The sequence below is a fragment of the Streptomyces thermolilacinus SPC6 genome, from assembly GCF_000478605.2.
In the GTDB taxonomy this organism is placed as follows: domain Bacteria; phylum Actinomycetota; class Actinomycetes; order Streptomycetales; family Streptomycetaceae; genus Streptomyces; species Streptomyces thermolilacinus.
In genome coordinates this window covers 3,640,700-3,658,419 of record NZ_ASHX02000001.1, presented here as the reverse complement: position 1 = coordinate 3,658,419, position 17,720 = coordinate 3,640,700, and the positions used below count along the sequence as shown (strand labels likewise).

Sequence of the window (17,720 nt, the reverse complement as noted above, 5' to 3'; positions counted from 1 at the left end):
CGTGGGGCCCTCTCTCTTCACGGACAACGCGCCTACGACGACCGGCGATCCACCGCGACGGTTGTACGTGCACAGACAATCAGTTGCCCGCGCGCCCCCAACCCGTTGCTCAGTCAAGGACTTTGGCCGGTGCGCACCACCGGGACAACTGCTTACGCGGCCAACTCCGTCGCGCCCGTTCCCCCGTTGGCAACTCGTGAGTAACCTGACCGGGCGTCATTCGGGGTCGGTCATGCGACGGGCGGGAGGCGGCGGAGTGGTGCTTGGGTCTGCTCGGGGCGGCTTCGCCGGGGAGCCGGAGGCGGGGGCGCGGGTCCGGGCGCCGGAGTTGGGCGCGCTGTTCCGGCCGCGTGCCGTGGCGCTGTTCGGGTCGGGCGACGGGCGGGACGCCGTCGCGCGGTGGGCGGGGGCGCTCGGGGCGCGGGTGTACGCCGTGCGGGGCGAGCCGGGCGCCGGGGTGGCGGCCGTGGCGTCCGCCGGGGAGCTGCCGGGCGATGTGGACCTGGCGGTGGTGCTCGGCGGCGACGCCCTGCCCGTGGTGAGGCAACTGAGCGAGTTCGAGGTTCCGTTGGCCGTGGTCCTCGGCGCCGCCCTGTCGGCCGACCTGCTGCGCGGCGGTACGACCCGGGTCCTCGGGCCCACCGGCGCGGACCAGTTCGCGCCGCTGCGGGACGACCTCGACGGGCCCGGCGTCGCCGTCGTCGCCCCGACCGGCCCGCAGGCGCGGCACCTGTACGCCCTCCAGGAGCTGGGCGTCCGCGTCTCGCACTGGGCGCTCACCGGTGGCGCGGCCGACCTGACGGCCGCCGACCTCATCGCGTACTGCGCCGAGCAGCCCGGCGTCGGCGCCGTCGCCTGCCACCTCGGCCCCGTCCACGACGCCCCCGCCCTGCTCCGCGCCGCCGACCACGCCGCCCGCCACGGCGTCCCCGTCGTCGCCCTCGCGTCGCCCACCACGCCCGTCCTGGGGGCGGCGCTGCGCCAGTACGGCGTCGTCACGGTCGGCTCGCCCGACCAGTTACGGGACACCGCGACCCTCCTCGCCCGCGCCCGTCCGCCCCGCGCGGAGGCCGTCGCCGTGTGGGACGACGGCTCCGGCTCGGCGGCCGCCCCGGTCGCCGCCCTCGTCCGCGCCGCCGGGCTCCCCGCCGAGGTGCGCGGCCCGGGCGGGACCCCGGCCGACGTGCTCGCGGACCCGGCCGTCGGGGTGCTCGTCTGCCCCGTACCGGCGCCGCACCCGCCGCACACCGACCGCCTCGCGCGGGCGCTGGCCGACGCGGCGGAGGCGTCCGACAAGCCCGTGTGCGTGATCTGGGGCTCCCCGGCCGGTTCGGAGGCGGCGTACCGCGAGACGCTCCTCGGCTCCTCCCGCCTCGTCACGTTCCGCGCCACCGCCAACTGCGTGGCCGCGCTCACCGCGTACGCCGCCCACCACCGCCGACGCGTCGCCTACCGCTCCCCGTACGAGGAGCTGTCCGATTCGCCGTCGCCGTCGCCCTCGGCCCGCAAGGCCGCGCCCCTGCTGCGGCCCGGGCACCGGCTGAGCGAGCACGCGGCGAAGCAGCTGCTGCGGGCGTACGGCATCCGCGTGCCGCGCGAGCAGCTCGTGACCAGCGCGGCGGCGGCGGTACGCGCGGCCGCGCAGGTCGGGTACCCGGTCGTCATGAAGGCGTCCGCCCCGCACCTGGCGCACCGCGCCGAACTGGGCCTCGTCCGGGTGGGCCTGTCCTCCGCGAGCCAGGTCCGCGACACGTACCGGGACCTCGCCGAGATCGCCCGGTACGAACGCGTCGACCTGGACGGCGTGCTGGTCTGCCAGATGGTGGAGCGCGGCGTCGAGATGGCGCTCCGCGTGGTGCACGACCCGCTGCTGGGACCGACCGTGACGGCCGGGACGGGCGGCGTCCTCGCGGAGGCGGACCCGGACTCGGCGGTGCGCGTCCCGCCCTTCGGGGACGGCGAGGCCCGCGCCATGCTGGACGAACTGCGCGTACGGCGGCTGCTGGACGGGGTGCGGGGCGGCCCGCCGCTCGACGTGGACGCGCTGGTGGAGGCCGTCCTGCGGGTCCAGCGCATCGCCCTGGAACTGGGCGGCGACCTCGCGGAGCTGGCCGTCGATCCCCTGGTCGTACGGGAACGGGGCCAGGGCGCCGTCGCGCTCGGCGCCCGCGCGGTGTGCCGGGCGGACGCCGGGGACTGAACCTCCGCGGAAAGCACATTAGTTGTCGGCGCGCCGCAGCTCGTACAGCTTCCACGCGTCGGTCCCGACGGCGGTCTCCCGCGTCAGCTCCGGCGGCTCTTACGCGTCCACCAGACCCATGAAGAAGGCGACATACCCGCCGACGATCGTCAGGACGACCGCACCCGTCCCGTACAGGGTCGTCAGAGTCACGGCGCGGCCCAGCCCCGGGTGGCCCGGCTCGGGGCGCAGGGCCGGGCGGGCGGCGAGCCCGGGCAGAGTGACGAGCACCGTAAGTCCGGCCCACCACCACAGTCCTCCGCGCCACGCGCCGGCCGGGAGGGCGACCGCCATCACGAGCACCCCGCAGGCAACGGCCGCCACGATCGGCAGCCACCACCAGGAGTCACTGCCGCGCAGCCGCTTGCCGGTCCACGTGGCGAGCGCGGTGAGCGGCAGGACCATCCCCACGGTGATCCCCAGTGCGGCGGGCACGCCCACGAAGACGAGGACGAGGAGGACCACGACGTGGAGGACGGGGTGTACGGAGGACTCCTGGGTGTACGCGTACACCTGGCTCACCGCGAACAGCACCACGGCTTCTGCCCCCATGGCGCCCATCGCGACGAGGGTTCCGCCGCTGTAGCGGGCCAGGAAGCCGGGCACGGGCGGGGGCTGCCACGCCGGTGGCGGTCGGCGTGCAGGCCGGCGCCTCGGGGGGCGGCGGCGGGCGGGCTGCGGCGGGCCGTAGAGGCGCTGCCACGTTTCTGCGTCCATGAGGATCTCCCCTCCTGTGGAGATCCTCCTCCCCGTCCCGAAGCGGCCCGCACGCGGGTTACTTGACCGGGTACAAGGGGGGGGGCTTTCCCGGGTGGCGGCCCACGGCATCCGCCCCGAGCACGGCACGGCGGCCGCCACCCCGCCCGGCGCCAGTGCACCCGGCGCCGGACACGCGGTCCGCACTCGTCGAGGGCGTGGAGGCACGCCCTCGGCGTCCCCTCGCCACGGACCACTGGTCCCAGGGTGGGCAGTCGACCGCCGCCCCGTCAACTGGTATGCCAGGAAATGACCGTTACGCCGTGTTGGTCACGGCACGCGGCGCTTCGTACGTCCGCGGCTCGCGCACCACCGCCGGGGCGATCGCCGGGGCCGTCCGGTCCACCTCGCACCAGATGCGCTTGCCCTGTCCCTCGGGCTGCCAGCCCCACCGGTCGGCGAGTCCGTCCACCAGCTCCAGGCCCCGCCCGTGGGTGTCGGCGCCGTCGGCCCGGCGCTGCTGCGGTGGGCGGGCGCTGCTGTCCGCGACCTCCACCCGCACGATCCCGGCGCCCGCACCGCCCGGCCCGAACAGCAGCGACAGCACGGCGGGACAGCCCGTGTGCACCACGGCGTTGGTGACCAGCTCCGAGATGAGCAGCACGAGCGTGTCGGCGAGCGACTCGTCCACCGCTATCCCCGGACAGGCCAGCCGCGACCTCGCCCACCTGCGGGCCCGCCCCACCTCCGCGGGGTCGGGCCCGATCTCCAACTCAACTTGAAGCACCTGCACCGCTCACACCATCCGAACCGGCGGACACATCGCCTCGCGCCACAGCGAACCTTGGGCGCTCAGCATGGTTGACGTACAGTCACCGGAACAAGCGCTTCGGGCATATTCCAGCGCGAAGGAGTACGGCTGGTGCATACTGTGCGACGCACTTTCCGCCCAGTCGAACGCGAGCGCGCAACCGCCACACCGGCCTCACCAGCGCGCGGACGCACCGGAGATGACCGTCTCGCGCGCAGGGCGGCGAGGACGGCCCTCGCCTGGTCTACCCGCGATCCCTCCCGCCGTACACCTCGTACCGCTCACCGAACGTGACGTGCCTCGGCGGGGGTACGGGGAGCGACCACCCGTTCCGCCCCGGAAGTCCCCTCCGTCACACCCGCCCCACACGCCGCCCCGGCACCCACATCGGCCCCCGCACCCGGGGTTCCGACGCCGTCCGGCGCGGTACGGGCACCGGCACCCGTTCCCGCGGCCGTCGCCACATCCGGGTACACCTCGAACAGCCGTCGCACGCCCAGCGCCGCCAGCACCCGGTTGACGTGGGAGCCCTCGACCGCGCCGCGCGCCGGGAGGATCAGCCGCAGCCGGCCGCGGCAGGAGTACAGCAGCCGGCGCGAGGCGATGAGCACGCCCACGCCGCTGGAGTCGCAGAACCGCACCCCGGACAGGTCCAGGACGACGTCGTGGCGGCCGTCCGCCACCGCGTCGTGCACCAGGCGCCGGACCACCGGCGACGACACGAGGTCCAGCTCGCCGGAGACACTGAGCACGGTCCAGGCGCCCCGCTCGGCTCGCTCCACGCTCAGCATCACGGGCCGCGACCTTTCCTCGCCGGGAAACCGACCATCCGGAGGATGTTCTTCCCGTCGCAGCTGCCCCACCGGCCACGTCCGAAACACCCGACGGCGAGGTTGGCGGCTTCTTTACCATCCCCTCGGCCGAGACGCCAGCACTTGACCAAAGCCCGGTGCGTCGCCGGGGCCTCGCACTACATTCGAAGGATGCCCATGGACACACCGCCTCGCTGGGACCGCAGGATGCAGCAGCGGCTGGCGCGGGGAGAGGCGGCCGCGCTCGGCGAGCTGTACGACCGCTTCGCCTCCCTCGTCCACAACACGGCACACCGCGTGCTGCAGGACCAGCGGGCCGCCGACCAGGTCACCCGCGAGGTCTTCGGGTACGTCTGGGAGAACCCCGACGCGTACGACCCGCGCGAGGACGGCTCGTTACGGGCGTGGATCGCCCGGCTCGCCCGCCACCAGTCCGTGTACCGGCTGCGGCAGAGCGGGACGCGGGCCCTCGCGGAGGGCGGCGGGGGCTCGGCGGAGGAGCTGGAGCAGCGGGTGCGGCGGGCGGCCGTCGCGGCCCGCGCGGACTACATCGTGACCGCGATGCCGGCCTCGCTGCGCACGGCGCTGGAGTCGGCGTACTTCCAGCGGCGGGACTACCGGCAGACCGCCGCGCACCTGGGCGTGACGGAGGACGAGGCACGGCGGCGCCTGCGGCTGGGCCTCCAGCTGCTCGCCACCGCGCACCAGACCCGGGCGCTGGACGGTTCACCGCCGGGGCCCGGAGGGTCACCGCTGTGAGGGCGCGGGCCGACGGCGAGCACCGGGACGCCGCCGTGCCGGGCGCGCTCCCGGAGCCGCCGCGCACCACGGAGCCGCCCCGCACGCCGGAGCCGCCGCCCCGTGAACCGGAGCCGCCGCCCCGTGAACCGGACGCGCCACCGCACGCCCTGCTGCGGTCGCTGCTCGGGGCGTGGGCGCTGTCGGCGTGCTCCGCCGAGGAGACCGAGGCCGTCGAGGCGCACCTGACGGAGTGCGCGCCGTGCGCGGACGAGGCGCTGCGGCTGCGCGACGCGGTGCCGCTGCTGCACAACGAGCGGGACCTCGACCTCGACCCGCTGCTGCGGTCGCGGGTCCTGGAGAACTGCCTGGGCCGCCGCCCCGCGCGCATCCCCGTGCCCGCGTGGGCGGGGCCGTACGACGCGGAAACCGCGCGGCTGGACGCGCTGCTCCAGGACATCGGCCCCGCGGAGTGGGACGCGCCGGTACGGCTCCGCTGGTTCGCGGACGGGCGGCAGGTGAGCCGGTCCACGGACGTCGCCGGGGTCATCAGCCATCTCCTCGCGGTGGACGGCCTGGTCACGGCGGCCCTCGGGCTCGGCGACCCGGTCGCCCCGTACGACGACGGGCCCGGCCGGTCCGGTCCGTCGGAGCGCACGGAGGCGTTCTGGCGGGCGCTGGAGGAGGGCGGCGACGAGCGGTGCATGCGCGGCCCGTGGCGCGAGCAGGCGCACACGCTGGTGCGGACGGTGTCGTTCGCCGGGCACGGGGTGACGGAGCTGTCGGTGCCGTACGGGCCGTTCTCCCTGCCGTTGCGGGACGCGCTGCTGGAGCGGGCGTTCGCGTGCTGGGTGCACGCGGACGACATCGCGACGGCCCTGGCCTACCCGTACGAGCCCCCGTCGGGGACGCATCTGCACGGCATGATCGACCTGGCCGTCCGGCTGCTGCCCGCCGCGCTGGCCGAGCGCCGCCGCACCGGACTCGCGGGCCCGGTGCGCTCGCTGGTCGAGGCGGGAGCGCCGGGGCGTTCGCTGCGCCTCGAGGTGGAGGGCGCGGGCGGCGGCCACTGGTACGTCGCGCTGGACTCCCCGGCGGCGCTGGCGTGCCCGGAGCGTCAGGTGGCGGTGGTCGCGCTGGACCGGGCGGAGTTCTGCCAGCTGATGGCGGGGCACGTGACGCCGGAGGAGGCCGCGGTGGGGCAGGACGGTGACCGGGAGGCCGTACGGGACTTCCTGTACACGACGGCGTCCCTGAGCCGGATGTAGCGGCCGCCCGCCGTACGCCCGCCCCCCGCCGGACCGGCCTGGGCGGGTTCAGCCGGTGAACGGCTCGGCGCCGAAGCGGCCCCACGCCACGAACGCGGCCAGGGCGAGGTACGTGAGGTCCACCAGCATCAGCCTGTTCTCGTGCCGCCGCAGCCGGACGACCGCCGCGCCCGCCATCATCAGCACCAGGCCGACGGCGGCCAGCGGCACCAGAACCGGCGCGACGCCGAGCACGGCGGGCAGGATCAGCCCCAGCGCGCCCAGCACCTCCAGGGCCGCGATGGCCTTGAGGGCGCCGGCGCTGAAGTCCCCGGCCCACGCCGCGCCGGGGCCCATGGTGACCAGCTTCTCCTTCGGCACGACGAGCTTGCCGACGCCTCCGACGAGGAAGACGAGGGCGAGCAGTCCGGCGACGATCCACAGAGCGAGGTTCACGGCGTTCTCCCGACAGGACGATCCGATGTCATCCCTCTGGGACGGGACGGCCCGGCGTCCTGTGACACGCAGCGGGACCTCCGTGACGGTCCCGTGCCGTCCGTCAGGCGAAGACGACCGTGCGGCTGCCGTTCAGGAGGATGCGGTGCTCCGCGTGCCACTTGACCGCGCGGGCCAGCGCCTGGCACTCCACGTCCCGCCCCACGGCGACGAGCTGCTCGGGGGTCACCTCGTGCCCGACGCGCTCGACCTCCTGCTCGATGATCGGGCCCTCGTCGAGGTCGGCCGTCACATAGTGCGCGGTCGCGCCGATCAGCTTCACTCCACGCTCGTGCGCCTGGTGGTAGGGCTTGGCACCCTTGAAGCTCGGCAGGAACGAGTGGTGGATGTTGATGATCCGGCCGCTGAGCGCCTTGCACAGGTCGTCCGACAGGACCTGCATGTACCGGGCGAGCACGACCAGCTCGACGTTCTCGCCGCGCACCAGTTCCAGGAGCCGCGCCTCGGCCTCGGCCTTCGTGTCCCTGGTCACCGGGATGTGGTGGAAGGGGATGTCGTACGACGCCACGAGTTCAGCGAAGTCCGTGTGGTTGGACACGACGGCCACGATGTCCACCGGGAGCGCGCCGATCCGCGTCCGGAACAGCAGGTCGTTGAGGCAGTGGCCGAACTTCGACACCATCAGCACGACCCGCATCCGCTCGTCCGCGCGGTGGATCTGCCACTCCATGCCGAAGGAGTCGCCGACCGCGGCGAAGCTGGCTCGCAGCTTCTCGACCGTCACGGGCGCCTCGGCGGAGAAGTGCACCCGCATGAAGAACAGGCCAGAGCCCCGGTCCCCGAACTGCTGACTGTCCTCGATGTTGCATCCCGTGATGAACAGGTAGCTCGACACGGCGTGCACGATGCCCTGCTTGTCGGGGCACGAGAGGGTGAGGACATACTGGTCGGTCATCCCGGCAGGATGCCATACCGGACGGACCGGGCACCGGACCGGTCCGCCAGCCGGACCGCTCCGGAGCCCTCCGGCCGGCCCCGCGCCCGCGCGCCACGCGCCCGCCCGTCGGCCGGACCCCGCCGCCCGCGCGGGCCCGCGCCTACGCCGCGCCGGTCAGCGCGCGCAGCTCGTACAGCGGCCGCGGCGGTACGTCCGGGTCCTCGCCGTCGTTGGCGGAGAGCCGCACATGGGCGTCGCGCGCCGCCTGCACCGCCTCGGCCCAGGACGGGTGGCCCAGGTAGGCGGACACGGGGGCGTCAGGACCGACCTGGTGCATGATCCGCAGGACGCGCAGCACGGCCAGGTCCACGAGCTGGGCCTCGCCCGAGTCGCGGAACACCGCGCCGACGTACTTCTCCGCGGACCAGTTGTCCAGCCAGGTGTCCTCGACCAGCCGGTACACCGCGTCCGTGACGTCCCCGTACCCGTCGGCCCCGGCCAGCCAGCACTCCTGGTGGAAGCGCGGGTCGGAGAGCATGTGCAGCGCCGAGCGCACGTTGGCGCGCCAGCGCCACCAGGGCATGTCGTTGAGGGGCATGCCGACCATGGTGGAGGAGCGACGGCCGCGACGGGAAGAGTTCATCTGCGTTCACCTTGTGGGCTCGGCCCTAGCGGACCGGGCCCGGACGAGCTACGGGACGCGCGCACCGGGAAGGTGGCGAGCGTACGGATCGTACGTCCTCCACCGTACGCGCCCGAGCTCCCCCGCAATTCACCTCCACGTCACCGACCGTTGAACCACCTACACTCCAGCGTTACCCATGAGCGGGAAGTGTGCGGGTTCATGACCGGTAACGGCAGGCGACGCTTTACCACTTCACTCACGTCCAGGGCCGCGACGGCTCTCGTCGCGGCGTCCCTCCTCGCCGGCTGTGGTGCACTCCCTGGAGCCACGGGGGGCTCCAGGGAGCCCATCACAGTGATGACCTGGGCACCTCAAGACACCAAAGCGACCAACATGCCCGGGATGCCCGCCATGGCCGAAGCGTTCGCGCGCTGGGCCAACAGCCAGGGCGGCCTGGCCGGGCACGAACTGCGCGTGATCACGTGCAACGAGGGCAACAGCGCGACGGGCGCCGCGAACTGCGCCCGCAAGGCCGTCAAGGAGGGCGTGGCCGCCGTCGTGGGCTCGTACAGCCAGCACGGCCGCGCCTTCATGGCCCCCCTGGAGGCGGCGAACATCCCGTACATCGGCGGCTACGGCCTGGCCGACGAGGAGTTCACCAGCTACCTCTCCTATCCCGTCAACGGCGGCCAGGTCGCCCTCCTCGCGGGGAACGGCATGCAGCTCGCCGCCTCCTGCGAGCGGGTCTCCCTGGTCCGCCCCGACACGATCGCGGGCGACCACCTGCACCGCCTGCTCAACTCCGGTCTCACGCACGGCAAGCAGCGCGAGGCGTACGACATCCCGGCGGCCGAGGACGCGGGCGAGTACACGGCGGTCGCCACCCGCTCCCGCTCGCGGGCCGGTGAGGACCGCGGCTGCGTCACCGCCGCGCTCGGCGAGCGGACCGCGCACTTCTTCGACTCGTTCCGGCGGCTCGCCTCGGACGGCCGGGACATCCGCATCTCGTCGGTGCTGGGCAGCGTGGACCAGCTGCTCGTGGACCGTACGGGCGGCGCGTCGGGCCCGTTCGAGGGCGCGTACGTCACCGGCTGGTACCCGGAGCCCGGCGACACCCGCTGGGAGCCGATGCGGCGGGTGATCCGGGAGCACGCCTTCGGCGACAACCGGATCGACCCCGCCGACGCCGGGGTGCAGACCACCTGGATCGCGTACACGGTCCTCAAGCGGGTGGTGGAGGAGATCGGCGACGACGAGGTCACCCCCGGCAGGATCGCGCTCACCCTCGACCGGGGCCTGCGGATCGACACCGGGGGCCTCACGCCGAGCCTGCGCTGGCGGTACGAGGACATGCTCGGCACACCGGGCTTCCCCCGGCTCGTCAACCACGAGGTGACGTTCCAGGTGGTGCGCAAGGGGCGGCTGGTCGCGCAGCGGGCCGGTTTCGTGGACGTCGGCCCGACGCTCCAGGAGGCCCGCTCGTCGTAGCGCGGGCACCGCCGGGCCGTGACCCGGCGGGTGCCCCGCCATGCTCGTCGCGGTGGTCCCGCCTAGAGCTGGGTGGGCTGCCGCTTGGTCAGGCCGTACGTCTCGGCGATGCCGTTCCAGAGACGTGCGGCCTCCTTCTTGGCGGTGGTCGCCTGGCCGCTGGCCACGGCGGCCTGCGCGGTGCTGCCCGTGTTGCGGGCCTTGCCGTCCTTGCAGTTCTTCGGCTTCTTCACCTGGAGGGCCCAGGCCGCGTAGTGGTCGTCGGCGGTGGCGGACGCCTGCCAAGCCTTGGTGAGCGACGCCGAGAGCCGCGTGTGGTCCGGCAGCTTGTCGATCTGGATGCCGCCGAGCCGGTTGACCAGCTCCCGTCGCTGGCCCGCGGCCGCCCGCAGATCGGCGGCGGCCCTGTCCAGCTCGTGGCACCTCTTGATGTTCTCGACGGAACGGATCACCGAGTCGCGGCTGTTGTTGCTGTCCGCGAGCAGCTTGTCCAGCTCCTCCGCCTGCGCCTTCGCCGGGTCCGGGGCGGGCTCGGACGACGCCGGGGCCGAGGGGGCCTGTGTCGGGGACGTGGCGGCGACCACGCCCGCCTTGTCGTCGGGCTTCTCGTCGCCGCCGCTCATCAGGGCGCCCGCGCCGAGCCCGACGACGGCGCACCCGACCACCACGGCCGCCACGAGCGGCAGTTTGGAGGAGCGGCGCGGCCCGGGCTCGTCGTAGTCGTCGTAGCCGTGCTGCTGCTGCGCCGCGTGGGGCGGTTGACCGCCGTACGGCCGACGCTGCTGGTGCTGTCCGTACGGCTGGTGCGGGCCGGGCTGGGCGTGGGCGTCGATGCGGGGCATCTGCTGCGTCGCGCCGGCCGTGTCGTCCCGGAACAGGTTGTCGAACTCCGCCGGGGGGCCGCTGTTGCCCGGTACGGGCGCGATGAACTGCGTGGCCTCCGAGTCCGGGTCCGGCTGCCGCTGCTGGGGCTGGCCCGGGTGCTGGGGCTGCTGGGCGTACGGAGGCTGCTGGGACGGCTGCTGGCCGTGCGGCTGCTGCGGGGCCCCGTAGCCGGGCTGGGCCTGCGGCGGCGGATATCCGTACCCGGGCTGGGGGTGCGGCGGCGGATATCCGTACCCGGGCTGGGGGTGCGGCGGCGGATAGCCGTACCCCTGCGGCTGCTGCGGCGGGTACCCGTACTGCGGCTGCGGGGGCTGCTGGCCGTACGGGGACTGCGGGGGCTGGCCCGGCTGCTGGGGCTGCTGCGGGTACGGCGACTGGTGGGGCTGCTGGTACTGCGGGGACTGGTGGGGCTGCTGGTACTGCGGCGGCTGGGGGGCCTGCCCCGCCTGCGCACCGAAGCCGGTCCCCAGGAACTGCGTGGACTCCGCCGGGGTCTCCGCGGGCGCCTGCCCCCGCTCGGGGGGCAGTGGCGCGGACGCCGGAGGGACCGGCCGCAGGTACTGCGTGGCGGGGTCCTCACCCGGCGCGGCCTGCGGGGGCGGCGGCCCCCAGGGTTGGCCAGGGGTCTGGCCCCACGACTGGCCCTCCTGGCCGTGTCCGCTCTGCGTCACCGGGACTCCTACGTGTGAACCTACGGAAGCGTCGGCTCACGCTACCGGTTGTCCCGCCGCCCTCGCACACGGGTGTGATCGTTACGCCGCCAGGGGCTCCAGCCGCGCGGCGAACTCCCGTACCGCGGGCTCGTCCCGGAACGGCTCAAGTCGCGACTGGAGGTCCTCCAGGTACTCCGCGCCGCGCGACGACCGCAGCGTGCCCAGCAGTTCGGCCGCGCGGGCACCCGTGTGGCACGCCTGCTCGACCTCCCGCTGCTGCACCTGCGCCGCCGCCAGCAGGGCCAGGCCGATCGCGCGCCGCCGCGCCCTGGTCGCCGGGTGGCCCTCAAGCGCCTCCGCCGCGGCCCGCGCGGCCGCCTCCGCCTGGCCCAGGTCCCGGTGGCAGTGCGCCAGTTCGTCGGCGAGGTACGCGTGGTCGAAGTGGGCGATCCACGCCGGGTCGTCGCCCGCCTCCGGGTCGGCCCGGTCCAGCGCGGCCACGGCACGCCCCGCCACCTCCTGGCAGGTCCGCGCGTCGCCCAGCAGGGCGTGCCCGCGCGCCTCCGCCGCCAGGAACATCGCCTCCGCGCGCGGGGTGACGTGCCCGCGCGCCCCCTCCTGCGCGGCGCGCGCCAACTGGGCGATCTCCCGCGGGTTCCCGAGCTGCGCCGCCAGGTGGCTCATCGACGCGGCCAGCACATAGCCGCCGTACGCCCGGTCACCCGCCGCCTGCGCCAGCCGCAGGGCCTGGATGTAGTACCGCTGCGCCAGACCCGGCTGGCCCGTGTCGACCGCCATGTACCCGGCCAGCTCCGTCAAACGCGCGACGGCCGCGAACAGTTGCCGCCCGACCGTGTCCCGGTACGAACCGGCGAGCATCCCCGACACGACGCTGTTGAGGTAGTGGACCACCACCGGCCGCACATGCCCGCTGCCGAACTTGTGGTCCAGGTCCACCAGCGCCTCCGTCATGGCCCGTACGGCCCGGACGTCCGCCAGGCCGACACGGGCGCCCGCGGTACGCGCCACCTGCGGGTCGGGGCCGGTGATCAGCCAGTCACGGCTCGGCTCGACCAGCGCGGACGCGGCGACGGTGGAGCCGGACAGGAAGTCCCGCCGCCCCACGTCGCTGCGCCACAGTTCGCAGACCTGCTCGACGGCGCCCGCCACGGTCGGCGAGAACTGCAGGCCCACGCCGCTGGCCAGGTTCTTGCCGCTGGCCATCCCGATCTCGTCGATCGTGACCGTACGGCCCAGCTTCCGGCCGAGCGCCTCGGCGATGATGCCGGGCGCGCGGCCCCGTGGCTGCTGCCCGCGCAGCCAGCGCGCCACCGACGTCTTGTCGTACCGCAGGTCGAGCCCGCGCTCCGAGCCGACCATGTTGACGCGGCGGGCGAGCCCGGCGTTGGAGCACCCTGCCTCCTGAATGAGCGCCTGCAGCCGTTCGTTCGGCTGACGGGCGACGAGCGGCCTCGCTGCCATGACTACCCCCTGAGGTGCCGGTGGCGATCAGTCGCCCCGATCACTGCCCGGCTGATGTCCGGAGAATGCGGAACGCGGCGCTGTCATACCAGATCATCGGCATCACCGCTTGTACGGCGTATGCCCGAGGTGTGCCGCAATGACCGTCTCCGACCGCCTTTGACCGCCTTCGACGTCCTTGAGGCCGCGTCCCCGACGCTGCCTACCCGCCCACCGCTCCCGCCGCCCATGCGCGCCCCCGCACGTGCACCCATGCGCCCCGCGTGCCCGGCCGGTGCACCACCTCGTTCACTTCTGCGCCCCGTAACCACCCGTGGGGTGGACAGTTGTGCTGTCCGTGGAAGAGACCATGGGAGTCACGGAGGCCGCACACATCCCCCAGCAGCGCGGGGAACCGCTGCTCGACACCGCCGTGCGGTACGCGGAGGAACGCCACTGGGACGTGTTCCCCGGCACGTGGCTGGAGACGGCGGGCGGCCTGGAGCGGTGCTCGTGCGGGGACGCGGCGTGCGCGGCGCCGGGCGCGCACCCGTTCCGTACGGACTGGGCGGCGCAGGCCACCGGCAGCCCGGTCGCGGCGCGCCGCCTGTGGGGCGGCCACCCGGCGGCGTCGATCCTGCTGCCGACGGGCCGTACGTTCGACGCGCTGGACGTGCCGGAGTCGGCGGGGTTCCTGGCGCTGGCGCGGATGGAGCGGATGGACGTGGCGCTCGGCCCGGTGGCCTGCGGCCCCGACCGGCGGATGGTCTTCTTCGTCCTGCCGGGCGCCGCCGCGAAGACCGCTGACCTGATCCGGGGTCTCGGCTGGTCGCCCGCCGGGATCGACCTGGTCGCGAAGGGTGAGGGCGGGTACGTGGTGGCGCCGCCGACGCGGGTCGGCGGGCAGGGCGCGGTGCAGTGGGTGCGCCGCCCGACGCACGCCAACCGGTGGCTGCCGGACGCGGAGGAGCTGATCAGCCCGCTGGCGTACGCGTGCGGCCGGGACGCGGCGGCGGCACGGGGCCGCTGAGGCACCCGCTCGTGGCGGACCCCGGCAACACCGGGCCGCCGCACGCTGCCGGATTCGCCCAACGCGCCCGCTGCCTGCGGGTTTGTAGGCTGCGCCCGTACAGACGATCGACGGGGCAGCGGGAGGCGGCAGTGACCATGCCGGAGCAGGACCGGAGAGTTGACGCGGCGGGCGGGACGCGGGAGGGGGCGCCGCCCGCCGTCCGCGTGGAAGGGCTGTGGAAGCGCTTCGGCGAGCAGATAGCGGTCGGCGGGGTGGACCTGGAGCTGCCCGCGGGCAGGTTCATCGGCCTCGTCGGCCCGAACGGCGCCGGGAAGACGACGACGCTGTCCATGGTGACCGGACTGCTCCGCCCCGACCAGGGGCGCATCGAGGTCGCCGGGCACGACGTGTGGCGGGACCCGGCGGCGGTGAAGGCCCGCATCGGAGTGCTGCCGGAGGGGCTGCGGCTGTTCGAGCGGCTGTCGGGGCGCGAACTCCTCGCGTACACGGGCCGGCTGCGGGGGCTGCCGGGCGCCGAGGTGGACAAGCGGGCGGCGCAGCTGCTGGACGTCCTGGACCTGGCGGGCTCGCAGCACAAGCTGGTCATCGACTACTCGACCGGCATGCGCAAGAAGATCGGCCTCGCGGCGGCGCTGCTGCACAACCCCGAGGTGCTGTTCCTGGACGAGCCGTTCGAGGGTGTGGACCCCGTGTCGGCGCAGACGATCCGGGGCGTCCTGGAGCGGTACACCGCGTCGGGCGCGACGGTCGTGTTCTCCAGCCATGTCATGGAGCTGGTCGAGTCGCTGTGCGACTGGGTCGCGGTGATGGCCGCGGGCCGCATCCGCGCGCACGGCCCGCTGGCGGAGGTGCGGGGCGACGCGCCCACGCTCCAGCAGGCGTTCCTCGAACTGGTCGGCGCGCGGGGCCGTGACACGGGCGAGTCCCTGGACTGGCTGGGCGGTGCCCGGTGACGTACGAGTCGGGTGCCTTCGGTACGGGGATGAGGGCGGCGAACCCGGTGGGCGCGTCGGCCGGGGCGCTGACGGCCACGTTCGTACGGATCAAGCTGTCGCTGCTGCGCAACGGGCTGCGCCAGTCGTCGGGCCGTACGGCGGTCTTCGTCGTCTCCATCGTGTTCGCCCTGCTGTTCGCTGCCGGGCAGCTGCTCGGCCTGGTGCTGCTGCGGGGGCACGCGCAGGCGGCGACGCTCGCGGTTCTGCTGACCGGTGTGACGGCGCTGGGCTGGGCGGTGATGCCGCTGTTCTTCCCGAGCGGTGACGAGACGCTGGACCCGTCGCGGCTGGTGATGCTGCCGCTGCGGGCGGGGCCGCTGGTGCGGGCGCTGCTGGTGGCCTCACTGGTGGGGATCGGCCCGCTGTTCACGCTGTGCCTGGTGGTGGGTGCGGGGGTCTCGGTGGCACACGGCGGGTTCGCGCTCGCCGTGGCGGTCCCGGCGGTGCCGCTGGTGCTGCTGGTGTGCCTGGCGCTGGCGCGGGCGGTCGCCGCGGCGAACATCCGGCTGCTGACGTCCCGCAAGGGCCGGGACCTGGCGCTGCTGAGCGGTCTGGTCGTGGCGATCGGCATCCAGGTGGTGAACTTCGGTGCGCAGCGGCTCGGCCAGGCGGGCGGGCTCTCGCGCCTGGAGCCCGCGGCGGATCTGGTGCGGTGGGTGCCGCCCGCGTCGGCGGTCGGCGCGGTGGACTCGGCGAGCCGGGGCGCGTACGGGACGGCGGTGGCGCAGCTGCTGCTGACCGTGGTGGCGCTGGCGGGGCTGCTGTACTGGTGGCAGCGGAGCCTGACGAGGCTGATGACGGCGCCGGACGGTTCGACGGTCGCGGCGGCCGGTGCGGACGCGGACCGGAAGCGTTCCGGCGCGGGTGCGGGCTGGGCGCGGCTGCTGCCGGAGGGCCGTACGGGCGCGGTGGTGCAGCGGGCGCTGCGGTACGCGTGGCGGGACCCGAAGGCCAAGTCGGGCTGGGTGACGGCGCTGGCGCTGGGCCTGATCGTGCCGGTGTTCAACGCGGTGCAGGGGACGGGCTCGGTGTACTGGGCGTGTTTCGCCGCGGCGATGCTGGGGTCGCTGATGTACAACCAGTTCGGCCAGGACACGTCGGCGTTCTGGATCGTCGCGATGACCATCTCGTCGAAGCGGGACGCGTACCTGGAGCTGCGGGCGCGGGCGCTGGCGCTGCTGCTGGTGACCCTGCCGTACGCGACGCTGGTGGTGTTCGTGACCGTCGCGGTGCTCGGCGACTGGGGGGCGCTGCCGGAGGGCCTGGGCCTGTCGTACGGGCTGCTCGGCGCGATGCTGGGCGTGGGCGCGTGGGCGTCGGCGTACCTGCCGTACTCGATCCCGCAGGACAGCGCGTACAAGAACGCGGCGCCCGGGCAGGGCGGTCTGGCGTGGGGCTCGATGATGGGCGGGATGCTGCTGGCGGTGGTGCTGTGCGCGCCGCTGATCGGGGCGGTGGTCTGGACGCACGTCGCGTCCGTGTCCCCGTGGGCGCTGCTGCCGCTGGGCGCGGCGTGGGGGGCGCTGCTGGTGTTCACGGGCCTGCACCTGGCCGCGACCCGCACGTCCCGCCGCCTCCCGGAGATCCTGGCGGCGGTGAGCAAGGCGTAGCGGGGCACCCCCGCCACGGGGCTCACCCCCTGCGGCCCCACCTGGCCCCAGGGCTTGGGCCGGTCCCTGGCCCCGAGAAGCCACCTCCTGCGGGCCCCGTCCGGGTATGGGCCCGCACCCCGTTGTGGGCAGTCGTTCCGCAGGGCGGAAGGGTGGGCACAACGGGTGCCCCGCCCGGGAGGGTGCCCACTGGTGCGGCAGGCGCGGTAAGCGGCACCCGCCAGGTCCGCTGTGCCACCCGTCCCGCCCCTGGCGGAACGCATGCCCACAGCGGCAGCGGACACGGCGGCCCGCAGGGCAGAGCGCCCGCACGGGCCCAGCCCTCAGGGCGGCCCGCAGGGCGCGGAGCGGCGGGGGAGGGAGGCCCGGCGGCGGTCACGGGCACCGACGGGCCTCCCGGCTCACTCAGGCGAGTTCCGCCTGCGACGGGACGACGACCCCGTACAGATCCGCGACGGTCCCCAGCGCGGCGAGGTGCACCTCACGCGCCCCCACCTCCGCACCGGCGACCGGCAGCGGCCGCGTCGCGCACGCGTCGGCCACGACCGTGACCCGGTTGCCGCGCAGGAACGCGCCCTGCGCGGTGAACGCCACGCACATGTGCGTCATGAACCCGGCGATGACGAGCTCGTCCCTGCCCGCCTCGTCGACGAGCCGACCCAGTTCGGTGTCGCGGAAGCCGTCGGGGGCCTTCTTCACGACGACCGGTTCGCCGTCGGCCGGCGCCACGTCGGGATGGATGCGGCCGATGTCGGCCCGGATGTCGTACGGCGTGCCCTCACCGCCGTCGTTGACGACGTGGATGATCCGGGCGCCCTCGCGGCGGGCGCGCTCCAGCAGCCGGGCGGCGGCGTCGAGGGCGGGCCGCCAGCCGTCCAGCTCCATCACGCCGGTGGTGTACGTGTTCTGGTAGTCGATCAGGACCAGCGTCGCGTCGGCGAGCTTCGCGGGTGCGTCGGAGAGGCCGGACAGCCGGCGCAGCGTGGTTCTGGGCATGGGGTGCCGCCTGAGGGTGTCGGGGTCGGGGAAGCGGT

At 74.5% G+C, this 17,720-nt stretch carries 15 protein-coding genes and 1 pseudogene; 7 read left to right on the top strand and 9 right to left on the bottom strand.

Translation table 11 applies throughout. The annotated features are described in order from the left end of the window. Positions 1–259 precede the first annotated feature (259 nt). On the top strand, positions 260–2,200 hold the full coding sequence (locus tag J116_RS15925) for an acetate--CoA ligase family protein (RefSeq protein ID WP_394331486.1): 1,941 nt from the start codon (positions 260–262) through the stop codon (positions 2,198–2,200). 99 nt (positions 2,201–2,299) lie between these two features. On the opposite strand, the gene J116_RS15920 is transcribed toward J116_RS15925, so the two are convergent. From J116_RS15920 to J116_RS30960, 3 genes and pseudogenes are all read right to left on the bottom strand, one after another. Next, positions 2,300–2,956, bottom strand: coding sequence for a hypothetical protein (locus J116_RS15920; protein ID WP_139140485.1), 657 nt, complete (start codon positions 2,954–2,956; stop codon positions 2,300–2,302). 295 nt (positions 2,957–3,251) lie between these two features. After that, positions 3,252–3,728 (bottom strand): ATP-binding protein, encoded by a 477-nt coding sequence (locus tag J116_RS15915; protein ID WP_023588066.1) that lies wholly within the window; start codon positions 3,726–3,728, stop codon positions 3,252–3,254. A gap of 440 nt (positions 3,729–4,168) precedes the next feature. Beyond that, positions 4,169–4,537, bottom strand: a pseudogene (locus tag J116_RS30960) (STAS domain-containing protein); the annotation flags it as partial. 192 nt (positions 4,538–4,729) lie between these two features. Between J116_RS30960 and J116_RS15905 the strand changes: the two are divergent. Both J116_RS15905 and J116_RS15900 read left to right on the top strand, forming a co-directional pair. Continuing rightward, positions 4,730–5,317, top strand: a complete 588-nt coding sequence (locus J116_RS15905; protein ID WP_028964112.1) for a sigma-70 family RNA polymerase sigma factor — start codon at positions 4,730–4,732, stop codon at positions 5,315–5,317. Further along, positions 5,314–6,564, top strand: coding sequence for a zf-HC2 domain-containing protein (locus J116_RS15900; protein WP_023588063.1), 1,251 nt, complete (start codon positions 5,314–5,316; stop codon positions 6,562–6,564). Before J116_RS15905 ends, J116_RS15900 begins: the two co-directional genes overlap by 4 nt. Positions 6,565–6,612: 48 nt before the next feature. Here the strand turns inward: J116_RS15900 and J116_RS15895 are convergent, their stop codons facing one another. The 3 genes from J116_RS15895 to J116_RS15885 all read right to left on the bottom strand — a co-directional run bounded on the left by J116_RS15895 (position 6,613) and on the right by J116_RS15885 (position 8,579). After that, positions 6,613–6,999: a DoxX family protein gene (locus J116_RS15895; RefSeq protein WP_023588062.1), complete on the bottom strand. Its 387-nt coding sequence runs from the start codon at positions 6,997–6,999 to the stop codon at positions 6,613–6,615. A gap of 103 nt (positions 7,000–7,102) precedes the next feature. Next, on the bottom strand, positions 7,103–7,954 hold the full coding sequence (gene purU, locus J116_RS15890) for a formyltetrahydrofolate deformylase (protein ID WP_023588061.1): 852 nt from the start codon (positions 7,952–7,954) through the stop codon (positions 7,103–7,105). Between the two features lie 142 nt (positions 7,955–8,096). Next, positions 8,097–8,579 carry an SCO4402 family protein gene (locus tag J116_RS15885; protein WP_079147745.1) on the bottom strand — a complete coding sequence of 161 codons (483 nt, stop codon included), beginning with the start codon at positions 8,577–8,579 and terminating at the stop codon, positions 8,097–8,099. Positions 8,580–8,780: 201 nt separating this feature from the next. Here J116_RS15885 and J116_RS15880 point away from each other — a divergent pair, with 201 nt between their 5' ends. Further along, positions 8,781–10,049 carry an ABC transporter substrate-binding protein gene (locus J116_RS15880; RefSeq protein ID WP_028964111.1) on the top strand — a complete coding sequence of 423 codons (1,269 nt, stop codon included), beginning with the start codon at positions 8,781–8,783 and terminating at the stop codon, positions 10,047–10,049. Positions 10,050–10,111: 62 nt separating this feature from the next. Here the strand turns inward: J116_RS15880 and J116_RS30430 are convergent, their stop codons facing one another. After that, positions 10,112–11,605, bottom strand: coding sequence for a hypothetical protein (locus J116_RS30430; protein WP_023588058.1), 1,494 nt, complete (start codon positions 11,603–11,605; stop codon positions 10,112–10,114). An 81-nt stretch (positions 11,606–11,686) separates the two neighbouring features. After that, the gene (locus J116_RS15870) at positions 11,687–13,069 is read right to left on the bottom strand and encodes a hypothetical protein (RefSeq protein WP_023588057.1); all 1,383 of its coding nucleotides are present in this window, start codon (positions 13,067–13,069) and stop codon (positions 11,687–11,689) included. 349 nt (positions 13,070–13,418) lie between these two features. Here J116_RS15870 and J116_RS15865 point away from each other — a divergent pair, with 349 nt between their 5' ends. The 3 genes from J116_RS15865 to J116_RS15855 all read left to right on the top strand — a co-directional run bounded on the left by J116_RS15865 (position 13,419) and on the right by J116_RS15855 (position 16,686). Further along, entirely contained in the window at positions 13,419–14,078 is a 660-nt protein-coding gene (locus J116_RS15865; protein ID WP_037947730.1) for a bifunctional DNA primase/polymerase, read from the top strand. Between the two features lie 137 nt (positions 14,079–14,215). After that, positions 14,216–15,034 carry an ABC transporter ATP-binding protein gene (locus J116_RS15860; RefSeq protein ID WP_028964110.1) on the top strand — a complete coding sequence of 273 codons (819 nt, stop codon included), beginning with the start codon at positions 14,216–14,218 and terminating at the stop codon, positions 15,032–15,034. 29 nt (positions 15,035–15,063) lie between these two features. Beyond that, positions 15,064–16,686, top strand: a complete 1,623-nt coding sequence (locus tag J116_RS15855) for a hypothetical protein (protein WP_028964109.1) — start codon at positions 15,064–15,066, stop codon at positions 16,684–16,686. A 405-nt stretch (positions 16,687–17,091) separates the two neighbouring features. Here J116_RS15855 and J116_RS15850 read toward each other — a convergent pair whose 3' ends face one another. Continuing rightward, positions 17,092–17,682: a cysteine hydrolase family protein gene (locus tag J116_RS15850; RefSeq protein WP_023588053.1), complete on the bottom strand. Its 591-nt coding sequence runs from the start codon at positions 17,680–17,682 to the stop codon at positions 17,092–17,094. Positions 17,683–17,720 lie beyond the last annotated feature (38 nt).